Annotated in this window: 10 protein-coding genes; 6 read left to right on the forward strand and 4 right to left on the reverse strand. The window is 67.5% G+C overall.

The genetic code is table 11. The annotated features are described in order from the left end of the window. Positions 1 to 80 precede the first annotated feature (80 nt). A complete protein-coding gene (locus BSF38_RS28260; protein WP_083713640.1) occupies positions 81 to 3263 on the reverse strand; it encodes a PSD1 and planctomycete cytochrome C domain-containing protein in 3183 nt (1060 codons plus the stop codon). Positions 3264 to 3651: 388 nt separating this feature from the next. Here BSF38_RS28260 and BSF38_RS28265 point away from each other — a divergent pair, with 388 nt between their 5' ends. The 6 genes from BSF38_RS28265 to purQ all read left to right on the forward strand — a co-directional run bounded on the left by BSF38_RS28265 (position 3652) and on the right by purQ (position 12502). Beyond that, entirely contained in the window at positions 3652 to 5319 is a 1668-nt protein-coding gene (locus tag BSF38_RS28265) for an AMP-binding protein (RefSeq protein WP_083714035.1), read from the forward strand. Positions 5320 to 5426: 107 nt separating this feature from the next. Continuing rightward, entirely contained in the window at positions 5427 to 6767 is a 1341-nt protein-coding gene (locus tag BSF38_RS28270; protein ID WP_076350354.1) for a protein kinase domain-containing protein, read from the forward strand. 162 nt (positions 6768 to 6929) lie between these two features. Beyond that, on the forward strand, positions 6930 to 7802 hold the full coding sequence (locus BSF38_RS28275; RefSeq protein WP_076350355.1) for a prephenate dehydrogenase: 873 nt from the start codon (positions 6930 to 6932) through the stop codon (positions 7800 to 7802). 109 nt (positions 7803 to 7911) lie between these two features. Beyond that, positions 7912 to 10782: a phosphoribosylformylglycinamidine synthase subunit PurL gene (purL, locus tag BSF38_RS28280; RefSeq protein WP_076350356.1), complete on the forward strand. Its 2871-nt coding sequence runs from the start codon at positions 7912 to 7914 to the stop codon at positions 10780 to 10782. Positions 10783 to 10863: 81 nt separating this feature from the next. Continuing rightward, complete coding sequence (locus tag BSF38_RS28285; RefSeq protein WP_076350357.1) at positions 10864 to 11694, forward strand: NYN domain-containing protein; 831 nt, start codon at positions 10864 to 10866, stop codon at positions 11692 to 11694. Positions 11695 to 11713: 19 nt separating this feature from the next. Continuing rightward, complete coding sequence (gene purQ / locus BSF38_RS28290) at positions 11714 to 12502, forward strand: phosphoribosylformylglycinamidine synthase I (RefSeq protein WP_076350358.1); 789 nt, start codon at positions 11714 to 11716, stop codon at positions 12500 to 12502. Between the two features lie 89 nt (positions 12503 to 12591). Here purQ and fmdA read toward each other — a convergent pair whose 3' ends face one another. The 3 genes from fmdA to BSF38_RS28305 all read right to left on the reverse strand — a co-directional run bounded on the left by fmdA (position 12592) and on the right by BSF38_RS28305 (position 15922). Further along, on the reverse strand, positions 12592 to 13848 hold the full coding sequence (gene fmdA, locus BSF38_RS28295; protein ID WP_076350359.1) for a formamidase: 1257 nt from the start codon (positions 13846 to 13848) through the stop codon (positions 12592 to 12594). A 42-nt stretch (positions 13849 to 13890) separates the two neighbouring features. Continuing rightward, positions 13891 to 14181 (reverse strand): FmdB family zinc ribbon protein, encoded by a 291-nt coding sequence (locus tag BSF38_RS28300; RefSeq protein ID WP_076350360.1) that lies wholly within the window; start codon positions 14179 to 14181, stop codon positions 13891 to 13893. Between the two features lie 94 nt (positions 14182 to 14275). Continuing rightward, the gene (locus BSF38_RS28305; protein ID WP_168189483.1) at positions 14276 to 15922 is read right to left on the reverse strand and encodes an alpha/beta hydrolase; all 1647 of its coding nucleotides are present in this window, start codon (positions 15920 to 15922) and stop codon (positions 14276 to 14278) included. Positions 15923 to 15967 lie beyond the last annotated feature (45 nt).

The raw sequence follows: 15967 nt of genomic DNA on the forward strand, positions 1-15967 counted from the left end.
AGGGTGGGCGCCGCCCACCGTCCGAACGCTAGACGACGTCGAAAGTCGAAGCCGGTGGGCAAAGCCCACCCTACGATCACTTACTCTTTGGTAATCGTCTCGTCGAGGTTGAGCAGCACGCGCGCCAGCACGGTCCAGCTCGCGAGCTGCGCCGGGGCGACGCCGGTGGCGGGCTGGTCGGCCGTGAGTTCGCGAGGGTCGATCTCGCCGGCCGCGAACCGCTCGACCTGCCGCTTGAGGAGGCTCGACAGCACCTCGACCTCCTCGGCGGTCGGCTTACGGGCCACGCAGCGGCGGAATGCGAAGACGATGCGGTCGGCGTCCGTCGCGCCGCCGTCCTTCAATGTCAAGGCCGCCAGCGACCGGGCGCAGTCGAGGGCGATCGGCTCGTTGAGCAGCGTCAGGGCTTGCAACGGCGTGTTGGACTTCGGCCGACGCACGCACGAGAAATCGCCGTTGGGCGCGTCGAACGCCTGGAGCATCGGGTACGGCACCGACCGGTAGCGGAACGTGTACAGGGCGCGGCGGTACCTGGCCGTGCCCGACGCCTCGGGCCACTGCTTCGGGCCGTAGCTGGAGGGCGGCTCGAACAGGAAGGCCGGCGCGGGGGGAAAGACGCTGTCGCCGCCGACGTGCCGGTCGAGCAGGCCGCTCGCCGCCAGGGTGACGTCGCGGACGATCTCGGCGTCGACCCGCTGCCTCGGGCCTCGGGCCAGGAGCCGGTTGTACGGGTCCTTGGCCGCCAGGTCGGGGCTGACGCGCGACGTCTGGCGGTAGGTCGCCGAGTTGACGATCAGCCGTTGCAGGCGCTTCACGCTCCAGCCGTGGTCCATGAAGTCGACGGCCAGCCAGTCGAGCAGCTCGGGATGCGACGGGGCCTCGCTCTGCGATCCCAGGTCCTCGCTGGTCGCCACGATGCCAGTGCCGAAGTACGCCTGCCAGACGCGGTTGACGCAGGCGCGGGCGGTCGTGGGCGCCTGGCGGTCGACCAGCCATTCGGCGAACGTCAGGCGGTTCGCCGGCTTGTCGCTCGGCAGCGGATTGAGGAACGCGGGCGTGCCCGGAACGACGGCCTTGCCGGGCTTGAGGAAGTCGCCACGCTGGAGCAAGTGCGTCTCGCGGGGCCGCTCGCGATCCTCCAGGACGAGCTGCGACGAGCCTTCGGGATGCTGCTTCCAGAGCGCATCGATGTGGTCGTCGGCCCCCTTCCATTCGGGGACGGTCGTGCGGAAGTAGCTGAAGACGGCGGCCGTCTGGTCGGGCGTCCGCTTCGCCCGGTCGATCGCCAGGATCGCTCGGACGCCGGCGGGGACGGGGTCGGCCTCGGCGTTGGGGGCGTCGGTCGTGGAGAACCGGAACCGGCCGAGGTTGTTGTTCTGGTTGTCGTCGCTGTTCCAGCCGCCGTGCTTCTGGTCGAGCTTGAACGTGACGATCACGCCGGCCGGGAACGAGACCGGCTTTTCGAGCACGAAGACCGCGTTGCGCGGGACGTTCCGCCGCCCGGGGCCGGCGTCGATCCCCCAGGCGGTCTCGACCTTGCCGTCGATGGCGAAGGCGATCGGCCCGGTGACCCGCCGCTTCTTGCTGCGGTCGTCGAAGATCGGCTCAAGCACCGTCTCGGGCGGGTTCACGTCGGCGGTCGCCCGGACGATCTTGACCTCTTTCCGCTCGTTCGGCCTGTCGGCCGGGGCGACCTCCACATGGAAGTCGGTGAGGGCGAACAGCCCCTTGGTCGACCGGCCTGGGCCGGACAGCGGCAGGCTCTGGTCGTTCAGGAGTTCGAGCCGCACGGCCGAGACCCTCGGCACCGGCTTGAGGGCCGTGAACTGGGTCGTGTGCAGCGTCGGCGCGTAGCCGGCGGCCAGCAGCGAGCCGTCGTCGAGCAGGTAATGCTTCTGGCCGCTGCCGTTGTTGGCGTCGACGTTGGTGCGGACGACCTGCCACGACGGTCCCCGGTCGCGCGTCGACTCTTCCCAACGGCCCATCCGCTCGGCCCAGTCGGGGTGGTCGGCGCGAAGCTTCGATTCCGTCTCATGGATCGCGCGGAGGAGATCCGCCTGCTTCGTCAATTCCGCCGGCGAGTAGACCGCGATGTTCGCCTCGTGGGTGCTGTTGAGGAAGGCGAACATCTGATAATATTCTTCATGCGTGATCGGATCGTACTTGTGGGTGTGGCACTGGGCGCACTGGATCGTCAGGCCGAGGACCCCCTTGCCGATCGCCTCCATCCGGTCGAACATCGCTTCCATCCGAAACTGCTCGGGATCGATGCCCCCCTCTTCGTTGATCATCGAATTCCGCAGGAACCCGGTGGCGACGAGCTGGTCCTGGGTCGGCTTGGGGAGCAGGTCGCCGGCGAGTTGCTCGACGATGAACCGGTCGTACGGCAGGTCGCGGTTGATCGCCTGGACGACCCAGTCGCGGTAGAAATGGACCTTGCGGAGCTTGTCCTTCTCGTAGCCGTCGGAATCGGCGTACCGGGCGGCGTCGAGCCAGATCCGTCCCCAGCGCTCGCCGTAGTGGGGCGAGTCGAGCAGGCGGTCGACGAGCCGCTCGTAGGCGTCGCCGCGATCGTCAGCCAGGAACGCGTCGACCTCGGCGATCGTCGGCGGCAGGCCGATCAGGTCGAGGCTCAACCGACGGATCAAGACGACCTTCTCGGCCTCGGGCGAAGGCGCGAGCCCTTCCTTGTCGAGCTGTTTCAGAATCCAGGCGTCGATCGGGTTGCGGGTCCAGTCGGACCGGGAGACGGTCGGCTGGGCGGACGCGACCGGCGGCAGGAACGCCCAGTGCCCCTCGTACTCGGCGCCCTCGGCGATCCAGGTCTTCAGCGTCTGGGCCTCGGCGGCCGAGAGCTGCTTCTTCGACTTGGCCGGCGGCATCCGCTCGTCGAGGTCGTCCGATTCGATCCGCCGGACCAGCTCGCTGTCGTCGATCTTGCCCGGAACGACGGCCCGCTCGCCCGAGGCCGATGCGGCCGTGGCGTCCTTCAGGGTGTCGAGACGCAGGTCCCCCTTGCGCTGGTGGGCGTCGGGGCCGTGGCACTGGAAGCACTTGTCCGAGAGGATCGGCCGGACGTCGCGATTGAACTGGACCGTCTTCGGGGCCGTCCGCCCGGGCGACCTGGACTCGCCCTCGCCGGCCCGCGCGTCGATCGAGAACGGGGCCAAGGCCAGCACGGCGAGGCAGGCTCGCGCCGGCGCATACAAGTAACGGTCGAGACCGTCGCGGAGTGGGCTCGCTTCGAGCCGACGCTCAGTCATGGTCTAATTCCTCGGCAGGATGTCTCGATGCAACCCGACGGATACGGAGGGATTCTGGCTGGCGGCCGGCTGCAAGGAAGCGGTTGGCGGGCCCTCAACTGCTCATTGTACACGATCCGGCCGGCCGCGCGGTGTTTTTCGACGACTCTTGCGCGGGCTTCGCCGATCCTCGCTCTCCCAACACCGAAAAACGACTCGCCTTCACGGCCGCATGCAAATAGCGCAACTGCACCAAAAAATGATACGAACGCGACCCGAGTTTTCGCGATATCATGAAAGTGAACGGTTGTCGGGCTCGTATTCCTGATGTACATTGAGCCATCCACCCGTAATCAACCGAAATATTTAGGTCTCGTCAGGTTAGATGATTCTGGAGGAGCTTCTTACGATGACTGTAACGAGCGCCGCGGCGGCGGATTCTGTTGATATCGAGGGACACGGGGTTCCCCGTCCGCTCTCTCCCTTGCCCTCGGAGTGGCGCTCGCTCTCGCACGCCTTCATCAAGCAGGCCCGCCTCCACCCTTCGCGGATCGCCATGCGCGACAGCACGGGCGTGAAGCTGACCTATGGCGAGACGTTTCTCCGGGCGGCGGTCCTCAGCCGGGTGCTGGCCCGCGACCTGGGAAGCGAGGACTACGTCGGACTGATCCTCCCGCCGATGGTCCCCTCGGCCGTGGCCAATCTCGCGCTCGGTCTGCTCGGTAAGATTCCGGTCAATTTGAATTTCACGACCAACCAGGCGATGATCGATTCGGCGATCGAGCAGTGCGGCATCCGCCAGGTGGTCACGTCGGCCCGCGTTCTCGACAAGTGCCAGATGCAGCCGAAGGCGGAATTGATCCTGCTGGAAGACGTTCCGCCCCGCGTGAAGCTCGCCGACAAGCTCTGGGGAGCGGCCGTTTCGCGGTTCGCGCCCGAGTCGACGCTCGGCAAGTTCCTGCCCGGCCTGACCCGCCGCGGGCTCGACGACCTGGCGACGGTGATCTTCACGTCGGGGTCGACGGGCGAGCCCAAGGGGGTGATGCTCTCGCACCGCAACATCCTCAGCAACGTGCATCAGATCGAGGAGCAGATCCACCTCCACGAGAACGAGGTGATTCTGGGCATCCTGCCGTTCTTCCATTCGTTCGGGTTCACGGTGGGACTGTGGACCCCCCTGGCCCTGGGCAAGAGCGTGGTCTACCACTTCAACCCGCTCGACGCCCGGACGATCGGCAAGCTTTGCGAAGACCACGACGTCACCCTGATCGCCGGCACCCCGTCGTTCACGCGGTTCTATTTGAAAAACTGCCGTCCCGAGCAATTCCGCGCGCTCACCCATCTGCTGCTCGGCGCCGAGAAGCTCAAGCCCGAGACGTATCGCGACATCAACGAGACGCTGAAGATCGAGCCGATGGAAGGCTATGGCACGACCGAGCTTTCCCCGGTCGTCGCCGTCAACATCCCGGCCGAGATGGATCTGGGCGCGGGGCGGACGATCCACGGCAACCGTCCCGGGACGGTCGGCGTCCCCGTGCCGGGCACGTCGGTCAAGACGATCTGCCCCGACACCGGCGCCGACCTGCCCAAGGGGGCGGTGGGCATGATCTGCGTGAAGGGTCCGCAGGTGATGCTCGGCTACCTGAACAAGCCCGAGGCCACCGCGAAGGTGCTCCGCGACGGCTGGTACTCGACGGGCGACCTGGGATTCGTCGACCCCGACGGGTTCCTCAAGATCACCGACCGCCTGAGCCGGTTCTCGAAGATCGCCGGCGAGATGGTGCCGCACGTGGGGGTGGAGTCGGCGATCATGGAGGCGACGGGCGTCGACGAGCATCATGTGGCCGTGACCTCGCTGCCCGACCCCAAGCACGGCGAACGGATCTGCGTGCTCTACACCGACCTGGGGGTCGCCCCCGACGAGGTGCACCGCCGCTTGATGGCGGCCGGCGTCCCCCGGCTCTGGATTCCCTCGGTCCGCGACTTCGTCCGCGTCGACGAGATCCCGATCACGGGGACCGGCAAGATCGACCTCCGCTCGCTCCGCGACCTGGCGCAGAAGCAGCCGGTCGCCTGACGCGGTTCGCTATTAGGGCCGCGCGTCGCGCGCTCTTCTGGATTCAAATCGCAGCCGAAATCGGATATCATGGAGATTCAATCTGAAGTCGCGAGCCGGAGGCCGGAATGGACCTGTTGCTACGTGTGACCTCGGGACCGCATGCCGGTGAGGAGCGTCGGATCGACCAATCCGACGTCCTCGTGGTGGGCCGTTCCTCGCGCGCGTCGTTTCCGATGGTCCAGGACGTCTTGCTGTCGCGCGACCATTTCCAGATCGAGAAGCACGACCTCGCCTGCCACCTGATCGACCTGGGGAGCACCAACGGCACGAAGGTCAACGGCCTTCGCGTCGAGCGCGTGCTGATCCGCGAAGGGGACGTGATCACCGCGGGGGAGAGCGCGTTCGAGGTCGTGGTGTTCGGGTCGCATCCGGGAAGCGCGGTCACGCGAAGCTGCGTCGGCTGCGGCGCCCGGCTGGCGACCCGGATCGACGGCGACTCGCGATCGGAAGAAAAGACCGGCGTGCTCGACGCCGAGGCGTTCGCGACCATCGACTCCGGCCTCTGCTCCGAGTGCCTCGCCAAGCGCAGGCGGTTCCCGGAAACCCATCCCGACTACCTGATCGAAGAACTGGTCGGCGAGGGGGGGATGGGCGAGGTCTATCGGGCCACCCAGCTCTCGACCAACCGCCGGGTCGCCATCAAGATGCTGCTGGTCAACGGCGCGCCTGGCGACAAGGCGTTCAACTACTTCCAGCGCGAGATCCGGGTGCTCCAGGGCCTGCTGATGCCGGGGGGCAAGTGCCACCCTTGCATCGTCGAGTTCTACGACATCTTCCAGATCGACGGCCATTTCCAGCTCGTCATGGAGTACGTGGACGGCAAGAACGCCCTGGCCTGGGCGGAGAACCAGAAGCAGCCCCTGCCCGTCGCGACGGTCGCCCAGATCGGCCGCCAGCTCCTCTCGGCCCTCGCCTACGCCCACGCCAAGGGCTACGTGCATCGCGACGTCAAGCCGTCGAACATCCTCGTCATGGGCCCGGTCCATCGCCCGCGCATCAAGCTCTCCGACTTCGGCCTGGCCAAAAGCTTCGCCGACACCAACCTGTTCGCGACCATGACCCGCCAGGGGGACGTCGGCGGGTCGACCAGCTTCCTGTCGCCCGACCATATCCGCGAGTTTCGCGACGTCAAGGAACCCGCCGACATCTACAGCGCCGGGGCCACCCTGTATTACCTGCTCACCAACCGATACCCTTACCTGGGATTCGACCCCCGCCGGGCCGACTCCTACGAGATCATCCTCCAGCACCCGCCGGTCCCCCTCCGCGCCTTCCGGCCCGACGCCCCCGAGGAACTCGAGCGGATTCTCCACAAGGCCCTCGAAAAACAGCCCCGCGACCGCTGGAAATCGGCGAAGGCGATGGGCGAGGCGCTCAACGAGCTGGCGGCGGTCACCCAGGCCTGAGCCCCCCGGCGGCGACGACGACTCGACGGGTCGCCGGTCGGGGATAATGTTCTCGTTTTGTCGTTGCGACGTGGTTAAGATGAAGAGACTGAGAAGTCGATCAATCTGGCGACGCTGTTTGGAATACTCCGTGGTCGTGCTCTATCAGAACTCCGGTGTGAGGTGCGTGTTTTGGATCGCTTCGGAACGGTGGCCGTCGTCGGCGTCGGTCTGATCGGGGGATCGATCGGCTTGGCGCTGCGCAGCCGGGGATTGGCCTCGACGGTGGTCGGCGTGGGCCGCGACTTGCAGGCGCTCGAGCAGGCGAGGCACCGCGGCGTGATCGACCGCGCGACGACCGATCTGGCCCAGGGAGTCGCCGAGGCCGACGTGGTCGTCGTCTGCACGCCGGTCGGCCGGGTCGCTCTCGACGTGCGGCGAGCCTCCGAATCCGCCCCCAAGACGGCCCTGATCACCGACGCGGGAAGCACCAAGCGGCGGATCGTGGAAGAGGTCGAAAAGACTCCTTCCGCCGCCGAGCTGTTCGTCGGCGCCCACCCGCTGGCCGGGTCAGAACGCTCGGGCTCGGCCTTCTCCAAGGCCGACCTGTTCCGCGACCGCGTCTGCGTCCTCACCCCCACAGCCAAAACCCCGGCCTCACGCCTCCGCGCTGCGCGCGGGTTCTGGTCGTCGCTGGGGTGCCGCATCCTTGAGATGGGGCCGGTCGAGCACGACGAGGTCGTCGCCTACACGAGCCATCTGCCGCACGCGCTGGCCGCCTCGCTGGCCGCCACGGTCCCCGTCGACTGGCTTCCGCTCGCCGCCGGCGCCTTCCGCGACGGCAGCCGGGTGGCCGGTGCCGACACCGAACTCTGGACGGCCATCTTCCGCGAGAACCGCGGCCCACTGATGACGGCGGTCGGCGCCCTCCAGGACCGCCTCGCCACCCTCAAATACGCCCTGATGAACGACGACGAGGACGCCATCCGTCGTTGGTGGGACGACGCCCGAACCCGGCGCGCCCTGTTCGAAGCTCAACAACCCCCCGAATCGTAGTCGACCCCGCCGCGCCCTCGCCGGCGTCCGCCGCCTTCGGTTCGACGCCGCATCCGCCTTCCGTCGTGCTTAAAAAACTCAATCCCTCGTAATCGTCGATTAAAAAAGCATGCTCTGGCATCTTGAAATCCGTACCGCACCGAATCACCCCGACTCGACCGGTCGCCGGCTGGCCCAGGAGGCCGTCGAATCGGGCCTTCCCGGCCCCTGGCGGGCGACAGCCGGACGCGGCTTCCTGGTCGAAGGGAACCTGTCGGCGACCGACCTGGAGGAGGCGGCGCGGCGGGTCCTGGTCGATCCGGTGGTCGAGGCCTTCCACGTCCGCCCCTGCCCGTCCGTCGAGGACGACGCCGGCACGGTCGTCCACGTCACGCCCAAGCCGGGCGTCACCGACCCCGAGGGCGAAAGCGCGCTGGGCCTGCTGCGCGACCTCGGCTACGCGGTCGACGGCGCGCGGAGCATCCGCACTTACCGGATCGAAGGCCCCGCCGACCAGCTCCCGCGGCTGATCCAGCGCGTGCTGGCCAACGACGCCGTCGAGCAGGTCTTCCGCGGCTCGCTGCGAATCGACCGGCTCGGCGAGGGCCAGGCGTACAATTTCGAGCTGATCACGGTGCCGATCCGGGCGATGGACGACGCCGCTCTCGTGCGGACGAGCAAGGACGGACAGCTCTCGCTGAGCCTCGCCGAGATGCGGACGATCCAGGGCCATTTCGCCGAGTTGGGCCGCGACCCGACCGACGCCGAGCTTGAGACCCTCGCCCAGACCTGGAGCGAGCACTGCTCGCACAAGACGCTCAAGGGGCGGATCGAGTTCGAGGGCCGGACGATCCAGAACCTGCTGAAAGAGACGATCTTCGCCGCGACCCAGAAGCTGTCGCTCGACTGGCTGGTGAGCGTCTTCTCCGACAACGCCGGAGTCGTCCGGTTCGACGACGAGTACGACGTCTGCTTCAAGGTCGAGACCCACAACCACCCGTCGGCCATCGACCCCTACGGGGGTGCGAACACCGGGATCGGCGGCGTGATCCGCGACGCGCTCGGCACCGGCCTGGGCGCCAAGCCGATCTGCAACACCGACGTCTTCTGCGTCGCCGCCCCCGACCTGCCTCCCGACCAGGTCCCCGCCGGGGTGCTCCATCCCAAGCGGGTGCTCAAGGGGATCGTCGCCGGCGTCCGCGACTACGGCAACCGGATGGGGATTCCCACGGTCAACGGCGCGCTGGCCGTCGACCCCGGCTACCTCGCGAACCCGCTGGTCTTCTGCGGGACCGTCGGCGTGCTGCCGCGCGGCAAGGCGTTCAAGAGCGTCGAGGCGGGCGACCGCATCGTGGCGATCGGCGGCCGGACCGGCCGCGACGGCATCCACGGCGCGACGTTCAGCTCGGTCGAGCTGACCAGCCAGAGCGAATCGATCTCCGGCGGCTCGGTCCAGATCGGCAACGCCATTACCGAGAAGATGGTCCTCGACGTCATCGTCCAGGCGCGCGATCGGGCCCTCTTCCGCTCCGTGACCGATTGCGGCGCGGGGGGCTTCAGCTCGGCCGTCGGCGAGATGGGTGCCGAGCTGGGGGCGGTCGTCGATCTCGAGAACGCGCCGCTCAAGTACCAGGGGCTCTCGTACACCGAGATCTGGATCTCCGAGGCCCAGGAGCGGATGGTCCTGGCCGTGCCGCCGGAATCGTGGCCCGAGCTGCGCGACCTGTGCGCGCTCGAAGGGGTCGAGGCGACCGACCTCGGCGAATTCGTCGCGACCGGCCGGCTCACGCTCCGGTACCACGACAAGGTGGTCGGCGACCTGTCGATGGACTTCCTCCACGAAGGCCGGCCGCTGGTCGTCCGTTCGGCCTCGTTCACGCCGCCGCCGGAGCGGCCGATCGAGCTTCCCGAGTCCCAGGACTTCACCGCCGACCTGCTGGCGATCCTCGGCCACTGGGACGTTTGCAGCAAGGAATGGATCGTCCGGCAGTACGACCATGAAGTCCAGGCGCGCACCGTGGTCAAGCCGCTGGTCGGCGTCCGCGAGGACGGACCGGGCGACGCCTCGGTGATCCTGCCGGTCGCCGGCTCGAACCGGGGCCTGGTGATCTCGTGCGGGATCAACCCCCGGTACGGCAAGATCGACCCGTATGCGATGGCGGCCTGCGTCATCGACGAGGCCATCCGCAACTGCGTCGCCGTGGGCGCCGACCCCCGTCGGATCGCCCTCCTCGACAACTTCTGCTGGGGCAACACCGAACGCCCCGAGACGCTGGGGTCGCTGGTCCTCGCCGCCCAGGCCTGCCACGACCTGGCGATGGCCTACAAGACCCCGTTCATCTCGGGCAAGGACAGCCTCTACAACGAGTACACGCACGACGGCAAGAGCCTGGCCATCCCGCCGACGCTGCTCATCAGCGCGATCGGCCAGACGCCCGACGCCAGCCGTTGCGTGACGATGGATTTCAAGCGGGCCGGCAACCTCGTCGTCGTGGTCGGCTCGACCCGCCGCGAGTTCGGCGGTTCGCTCTGGAGCGAGGTGCGAGGCGTCGAGGGGGGCGCCGCGCCGGCCGTCGACCCCGCGCTCGGGTCGGCCCTGTTCCAGGCCCTGTTCACGGCGATCCAGCGCGGGCTGGTCCGCAGTTGCCACGACCTCAGCGAGGGGGGCCTGGCCGTCGCCCTGGCCGAGATGGCGTTCGCCGGCGGCGTGGGCGCCGAGGTCTCGCTCCGCGACGTCCCTTGCGACGACGACGCGGCCGTCGACGCCGCGCTCTTGTTCTCGGAATCGCCGTCGCGGTTCTTGCTCGAAATCGAGCCCGATTGCTACGGCGCGCTGGCCGACCTCTTCGGCGGCCTGCCGCTGGGCCGGCTCGGCGAGACCCGCGACGGAGCCGACGGCGAGCCGGCGCGGCTCACGATCACCGGTCTGGACGGCTCGCCCGTCGTCGATTCGACGTTGTCGGCCCTCGAAGAAGCCTGGCGGCGACCGCTCCGCTGGTAGTCGTCCGCATCCTACAAACAAAAACGCTATCCGGTATCATCTATGTCCATAATTTCTCGGGATGTATCTGGGGGTAATTCTATGTTAAGGTTCGTCACTTTCGTAGACGGTTCCAATCTGGACGGCGTGCTCAAGCATCTGAACCTCCGCGTCGACGACTACGGCGCGTTCTATCGCCACGTCTTCGAGCAGAGCGTGCACTACTGGGGCCGGACCTTCGCCGAAGGCTCGCGATGGCCGACCGCCCAGCATTCGCGGATCTACTGGTACGTCGTCGGCAAGATGGACGAATGGGACCTGAACGACCCCAAGGCCGAAGCCCGACTGCGGGCCCGGTTCGAGATGAATCCGCGGCTCCGCGACGCTTACGTCGAGGACGTCAGCCGAAGGCTCTCCGACGTGCCGATGGAGCGGAAAGTCGAGGAAGCGTGGAACCTTTGCTTCGGCGAGACCCGCGAGTGGTACGACAACAAGCGACGGGCCCTGGAGCGCAAGAAGCGGTTCTACCACGGCGTCCAGTCGGCCACCGACTTCGTCGAGATCCGCCAGGAAGGACACTGGAAGGTCGACCTGCTGCACCACACGGTCAATGAGAAGGGGCTCGACACGAGCCTGGCCGTCGACATGGTGGCGCTGCAAGAGACCTACGACATCGCGCTTTTGATCTCCGGCGACGCCGACGGCATCCCCGGCATCAACTACGTCAAGAGCCGTTCCAAGCACGTCGGCGTCGCCGAGTTCCGCAAGGGATCGCCGGCCGACTTCCCCGCCAAGGGGACCTCGTCGCGGCTCAAGATCGCCGCCGACTTCGTGGTCCAGGTCTACGAATCCGAACTGCTGCGGCGCAACCTCGCGTACCGCGCCGAACCCGACTACCAGTCGTCGCTCGGCTCGTCCGATCCCTCTTACTAACGGAGTTTCGACAAGCGACATGACCACCAAGGCGACGCCTCGCGTGATCGTGCTTCGGGCCCCGGGAACCAACTGCGAAGAGGAGACGGCGGCCGCCTGGGAACTCGCCGGCGGCCGCGCCGAGACCTGGCACGTCGGCCGCCTGCTGGAGGAGCCCCATGCGCTGGACTTGTTCCAGATCCTGACCCTCCCGGGCGGCTTCTCGTACGGCGACGACCTGGGCGCCGGGCGCATCCTCGCCACGCATCTGGCCCGCGGTTTGGGCGACGCCCTGCGACGGTTCCACGACCGCGGCGGGCTGATCCTCGGCATCTGCAACGGCTTTCAGGTGCTGGTCCGCTGCGGGCTCTTGCCCGGCGGCGACGCCCCCTGCCCCGCCACGCTCGCGCATAACGACTCGGGACGGTTCGAGGCGCGCTGGGTCACGCTTTTGCCCCAGCCCGGCCTCTCGCCGTTCGTGTCGTTCGACGAACCCATCGACCTGCCGATCGCCCACGGCGAAGGCCGGTTCCTGACCGCCGACCCAAGCGCCCTCGAAGCGCTCGACGCCGCCGGCCAGATCGTCCTCAAGTACGGCGACGCCACGGGGAAGCCGACCCAGGAGTATCCGGCCAACCCCAACGGCTCGTCCCTGGCCGCCGCCGGCGTCTGCGACCCCACCGGCCGGATCTTCGGCCTGATGCCCCACCCCGAGCGGTTCGTCTCGCCCCTCCATCACCCCCGCTGGACCCGCCTCGGCGAAGCACTCGGACCCGAAGGCCACGGCCTGAAAGTCTTCCGCGGGGCGCTCGCGGCGCTCCGTGCGTAGGCGCGCGTCACCGGACGTAAGCCAAAGAGAGCCGCCCCAGAAGGCGGCTCTCTTTGCTTTGTACGTCGGGTTGCCGTTCGCCGGCCCTACTACTTGTTGGCCGATCGCGGGGCGCCGATCCCCGGCTTGATCTGATGCGGGCCCTTGGCAGAAGGCCTTACGTCGAAATCAAAGATCGACGTCGGGATGTAAACGGTGGAACACGAATTCGGGATGTCCACCACTCCCGAGAGCCTGCCTTCGATCGGCGCCGCGCCGAGGAGGAGATAGGCCTGCTCCGGCGAATAGCCGAACTTGGTCAGGTAGTCGATGGCGTGCAGGCAGGCCCGCTGGTAGCTCAGGTGGGAATCCAGGTAGCGCTGCTCGCCGTCGAGCGTGACGGAGGTGCCGGAGAAGGCGATCCACTGGCTGAACTGCGGGTCGACGTTGCCGGGCATGAAGATGGCATTCTCGGAGACGCCGTAGGTCTCCATGCCTCCCTTGATCAGGTCGACGTGCAGGTCGATGAAGCCCCCCATCTCGATGGCGCCGCAGAACGTGATCTCGCCGTCCCCCTGCGAGAAGTGCAAGTCGCCCAGGGAGAGGTTGGCGCCGTCGACGAAGACCGGATAGAAGATGCGCGTACCCTTGGACATATTCTTGATGTCCTGGTTGCCGCCGTTTTCACGAGGCGGCGCGGTGCGGGCGGCCTCCGAGGCCACGCGCTTGAAGTCGGCCGCGGGAACCCCGCCCAGCACGGCTTCGCGAGGCTCGGGCGGGAGTGCCAACGGCGGGACCCGCTTCGGGTCGGTTGCGATCAGCGCCCCTTCGCGCATATTCCACTTCTTGAGCAGCTCCGCCGACGGCGCCGTGCCCATCAGGCCGGGGTGGATCAGCCCCGGAAACGAGACCGAGGGAACGTGACGGGACGTGGCGATCTGGCCGTTGAAATCCCAGATCGCCTTGTAGGCGTCGGGAAACTGCTCGGTCAGGAAGCCGCCGCCGTTGTTCCGCGAAAAAATTCCCGTATAGCCCCACCCCTGTCCGGCCAGCGGGCCCGAGTCTTCCTGCGGAATGGGTCCGACGTCCAGGATGTCGACGATCAGCAGGTCGCCGGGCTTGGCGCCTTCGATGCGGAAAGGCCCGCTGAGTTTGTGAACGCACATCAGCGGGGCGTTCAGGATGTCGTCGGCCGAGTCGTCGTTGACGATCGCCCCGTCGAACCATTCCCGGCAGTGGACCCGGAAGCTGTCCCCCGGCTTCACCGAAGCGACCGGCGGAATCTCCGGATGCCAGCGATTGTGGCCGAGCTTCTCCTGGTCCTCGAACTTCTTCGACGAATCGAGCGGAAAAATGACCTTCGGCATGACTCCTCCTGGCGCTGATGCTGGGACTTGCGGATGGCAAGATCAGGGACGCGGCAGCTTGCGGTGGAGCGGATTGGTCGTCGTGGGCGTGGCTCGTTTTCGGCCTGATTGGGGAAGGGCGCCCGTCACGACCTGAGGTTCATGGGCGGACTTCTTGGCGGCGTCGATCAGTTTGAAGGCGGAAGTGCCCGCGATCGAAAGGCGGGGCGTTGAGATCCGCCGTTCGGCCCGCCCGCCGCACTCGGGACATTCCAGACTGTCCGGGGCGGCCCCCATGGGGAAGAAGGCCTCGACGGGCGTGCATCCGGGACAGGCAAATTCGTAGAGCGCCATGTAGACCTCAACATTCGCCATCGGATCGGGATATGAGGGTCGCCCTGTCCGGGCCCCCCAGCTTGCGCGACTCTATCGCGCGCCAAGGAGCGAGTCAATCGTCCGCCGACCCGACCGCCGCCACCAGTTTCTTGATCGCCTCATCGATCCGCCGGCCGCCGACGTCGAAGAAGTCGTTGTGCTCGGCGCGGTCGACGATCAGCTTCGTGAGGGGGGACTTGGTCGCGGCGGCCAGGCGCTCGAACATCGAGAACGGGACCAGCGGATCGTTCCGGCCGTGGCCCAGCAGGACCGGGCAGGTCAGCTTGGGGATCTTGCTCAGGCTGTCGAACTTGTGCTTGAACAGGACTCCCGGCAGCGGCAGCGGCACGACGGCCCGCGACATCTCGCGCACGCTCGTGAACGTGCTGAACGCGAACAGCCCGGCGACCGGCTGCCGCGACGCCAGGTCGATCGCCACCGCCCCTCCCAGCGACCAGCCTCCCGCGAAGATCTGATCGGAGCGGAAGCCTCGCGACATCAAATGCTGATAACAGGATTCGGCGGTCTCGCGGCAGCCGGCCTCGGAGGGCTTGCCGCCGCTCATCCCGTAACCCAGGTAATCGGGGATCAAGACGTTGAGCCCCAGCCGCCGGAAGCGGTCGAACTCGGCGGCGCTGTACGCCAGACACATGGCGTTGCCGTAGAAGTAGACGAGCGCCGGCCGTGAAGCCGGGTCGGGGTGCGCGCGGCCGTCGGCCTGGAGCGCCGGACCGTACAGCGCGACGACCTCGTCGCCGTGAGAGGTGGTCAACCGAGCCAGTTCCCCACCCGGCCCGGGACGCACCACCGCCTCGGGACGGCCCTGGGTCGCGGCGCCGGGGAAGATCATATTCGCCTGGAACGCATCCAGCACCCCTGGGCTCCTCTCGTCGTTCGCCACAAGCGCCTCAATCGCCTCGTCGATCCGCTGCCCGCCGACGTCGCAGAAATCGTTGTGGTCGGCGCGGTCGACGATCAGCTTCGACAGCGGCGCCTTCGTCGCGGCGGCCAGGCGCTCGTACATCGAGAACGGGACGATCGAATCGGCGCGGCCGTGGCCCAGCAGGACCGGGCAGGTCAGCTTGGAGATCTTGCTCAGGCTGTCGAACTTGTGCTTGAACAGGACTCCCGGCAGCGGCAGCGGCACGACGGCCCGCGACATCTCGCGCACGCTCGTGAACGTGCTGAACGCGAACAGCCCGGCGACCGGCTGCCGCGACGCCAGGTCGATCGCCACCGCCCCTCCCAGCGACCAGCCTCCCGCGAAGATCTGATCGGAGCGAAAGCCCCGCGACATCAAATGCTGATAACAGGATTCGGCGGTCTCGCGGCAGCCGGCCTCGGAGGGCTTGCCGCCGCTCATCCCGTAACCCAGGTAATCGGGGATCAAGACGTTGAGCCCCAGCCGCCGGAAGCGGTCGAACTCGGCGGCGCTGTACGCCAGGCACATGGCGTTGCCGTAGAAGTAGACGAGCGCCGGCCGCGAAGCCGGGTCGGGGTGCGCGCGGCCGTCGGCCTGGAGCGCCGGACCGTACAGCGCGACGACCTCGCCGCCGTGGGAGGTGGTCAACCGCGTCAGTTCCCCCCCCGGCCCGAGACGCGCCACCGACTCGGGACGGCCCTGAGTCGCGGCGCCAGGGAAGATGACGCTCGTCTGGAAGGTGTAAAGCACGGCGATATAGCCCGCGATCAGCACAAGAAGAAAAAAGGAAACTCGCATCACGACACGTCGAATCCGATGCAGCAAGCTGGAGGTCGGCGGTAA

The organism is Paludisphaera borealis, from assembly GCF_001956985.1.
Lineage (GTDB): Bacteria > Planctomycetota > Planctomycetia > Isosphaerales > Isosphaeraceae > Paludisphaera > Paludisphaera borealis.

Excerpts from the sequence above, each read along its gene's own strand:
- BSF38_RS28260 (WP_083713640.1), bottom strand. The coding sequence starts at position 3,263 with ATGACTGAGCGTCGGCTCGAAGCGAGCCCACTCCGCGACGGTCTCGAC.
- BSF38_RS28265 (WP_083714035.1), top strand. The coding sequence starts at position 3,652 with ATGACTGTAACGAGCGCCGCGGCGGCGGATTCTGTTGATATCGAGGGA.
- BSF38_RS28270 (WP_076350354.1), top strand. The coding sequence starts at position 5,427 with ATGGACCTGTTGCTACGTGTGACCTCGGGACCGCATGCCGGTGAGGAG.
- purL (WP_076350356.1), top strand. The coding sequence starts at position 7,912 with ATGCTCTGGCATCTTGAAATCCGTACCGCACCGAATCACCCCGACTCG.
- BSF38_RS28285 (WP_076350357.1), top strand. The coding sequence starts at position 10,864 with ATGTTAAGGTTCGTCACTTTCGTAGACGGTTCCAATCTGGACGGCGTG.
- purQ (WP_076350358.1), top strand. The coding sequence starts at position 11,714 with ATGACCACCAAGGCGACGCCTCGCGTGATCGTGCTTCGGGCCCCGGGA.
- fmdA (WP_076350359.1), bottom strand. The coding sequence starts at position 13,848 with ATGCCGAAGGTCATTTTTCCGCTCGATTCGTCGAAGAAGTTCGAGGAC.
- BSF38_RS28300 (WP_076350360.1), bottom strand. The coding sequence starts at position 14,181 with ATGGCGCTCTACGAATTTGCCTGTCCCGGATGCACGCCCGTCGAGGCC.
- BSF38_RS28305 (WP_168189483.1), bottom strand. The coding sequence starts at position 15,922 with ATGCGAGTTTCCTTTTTTCTTCTTGTGCTGATCGCGGGCTATATCGCC.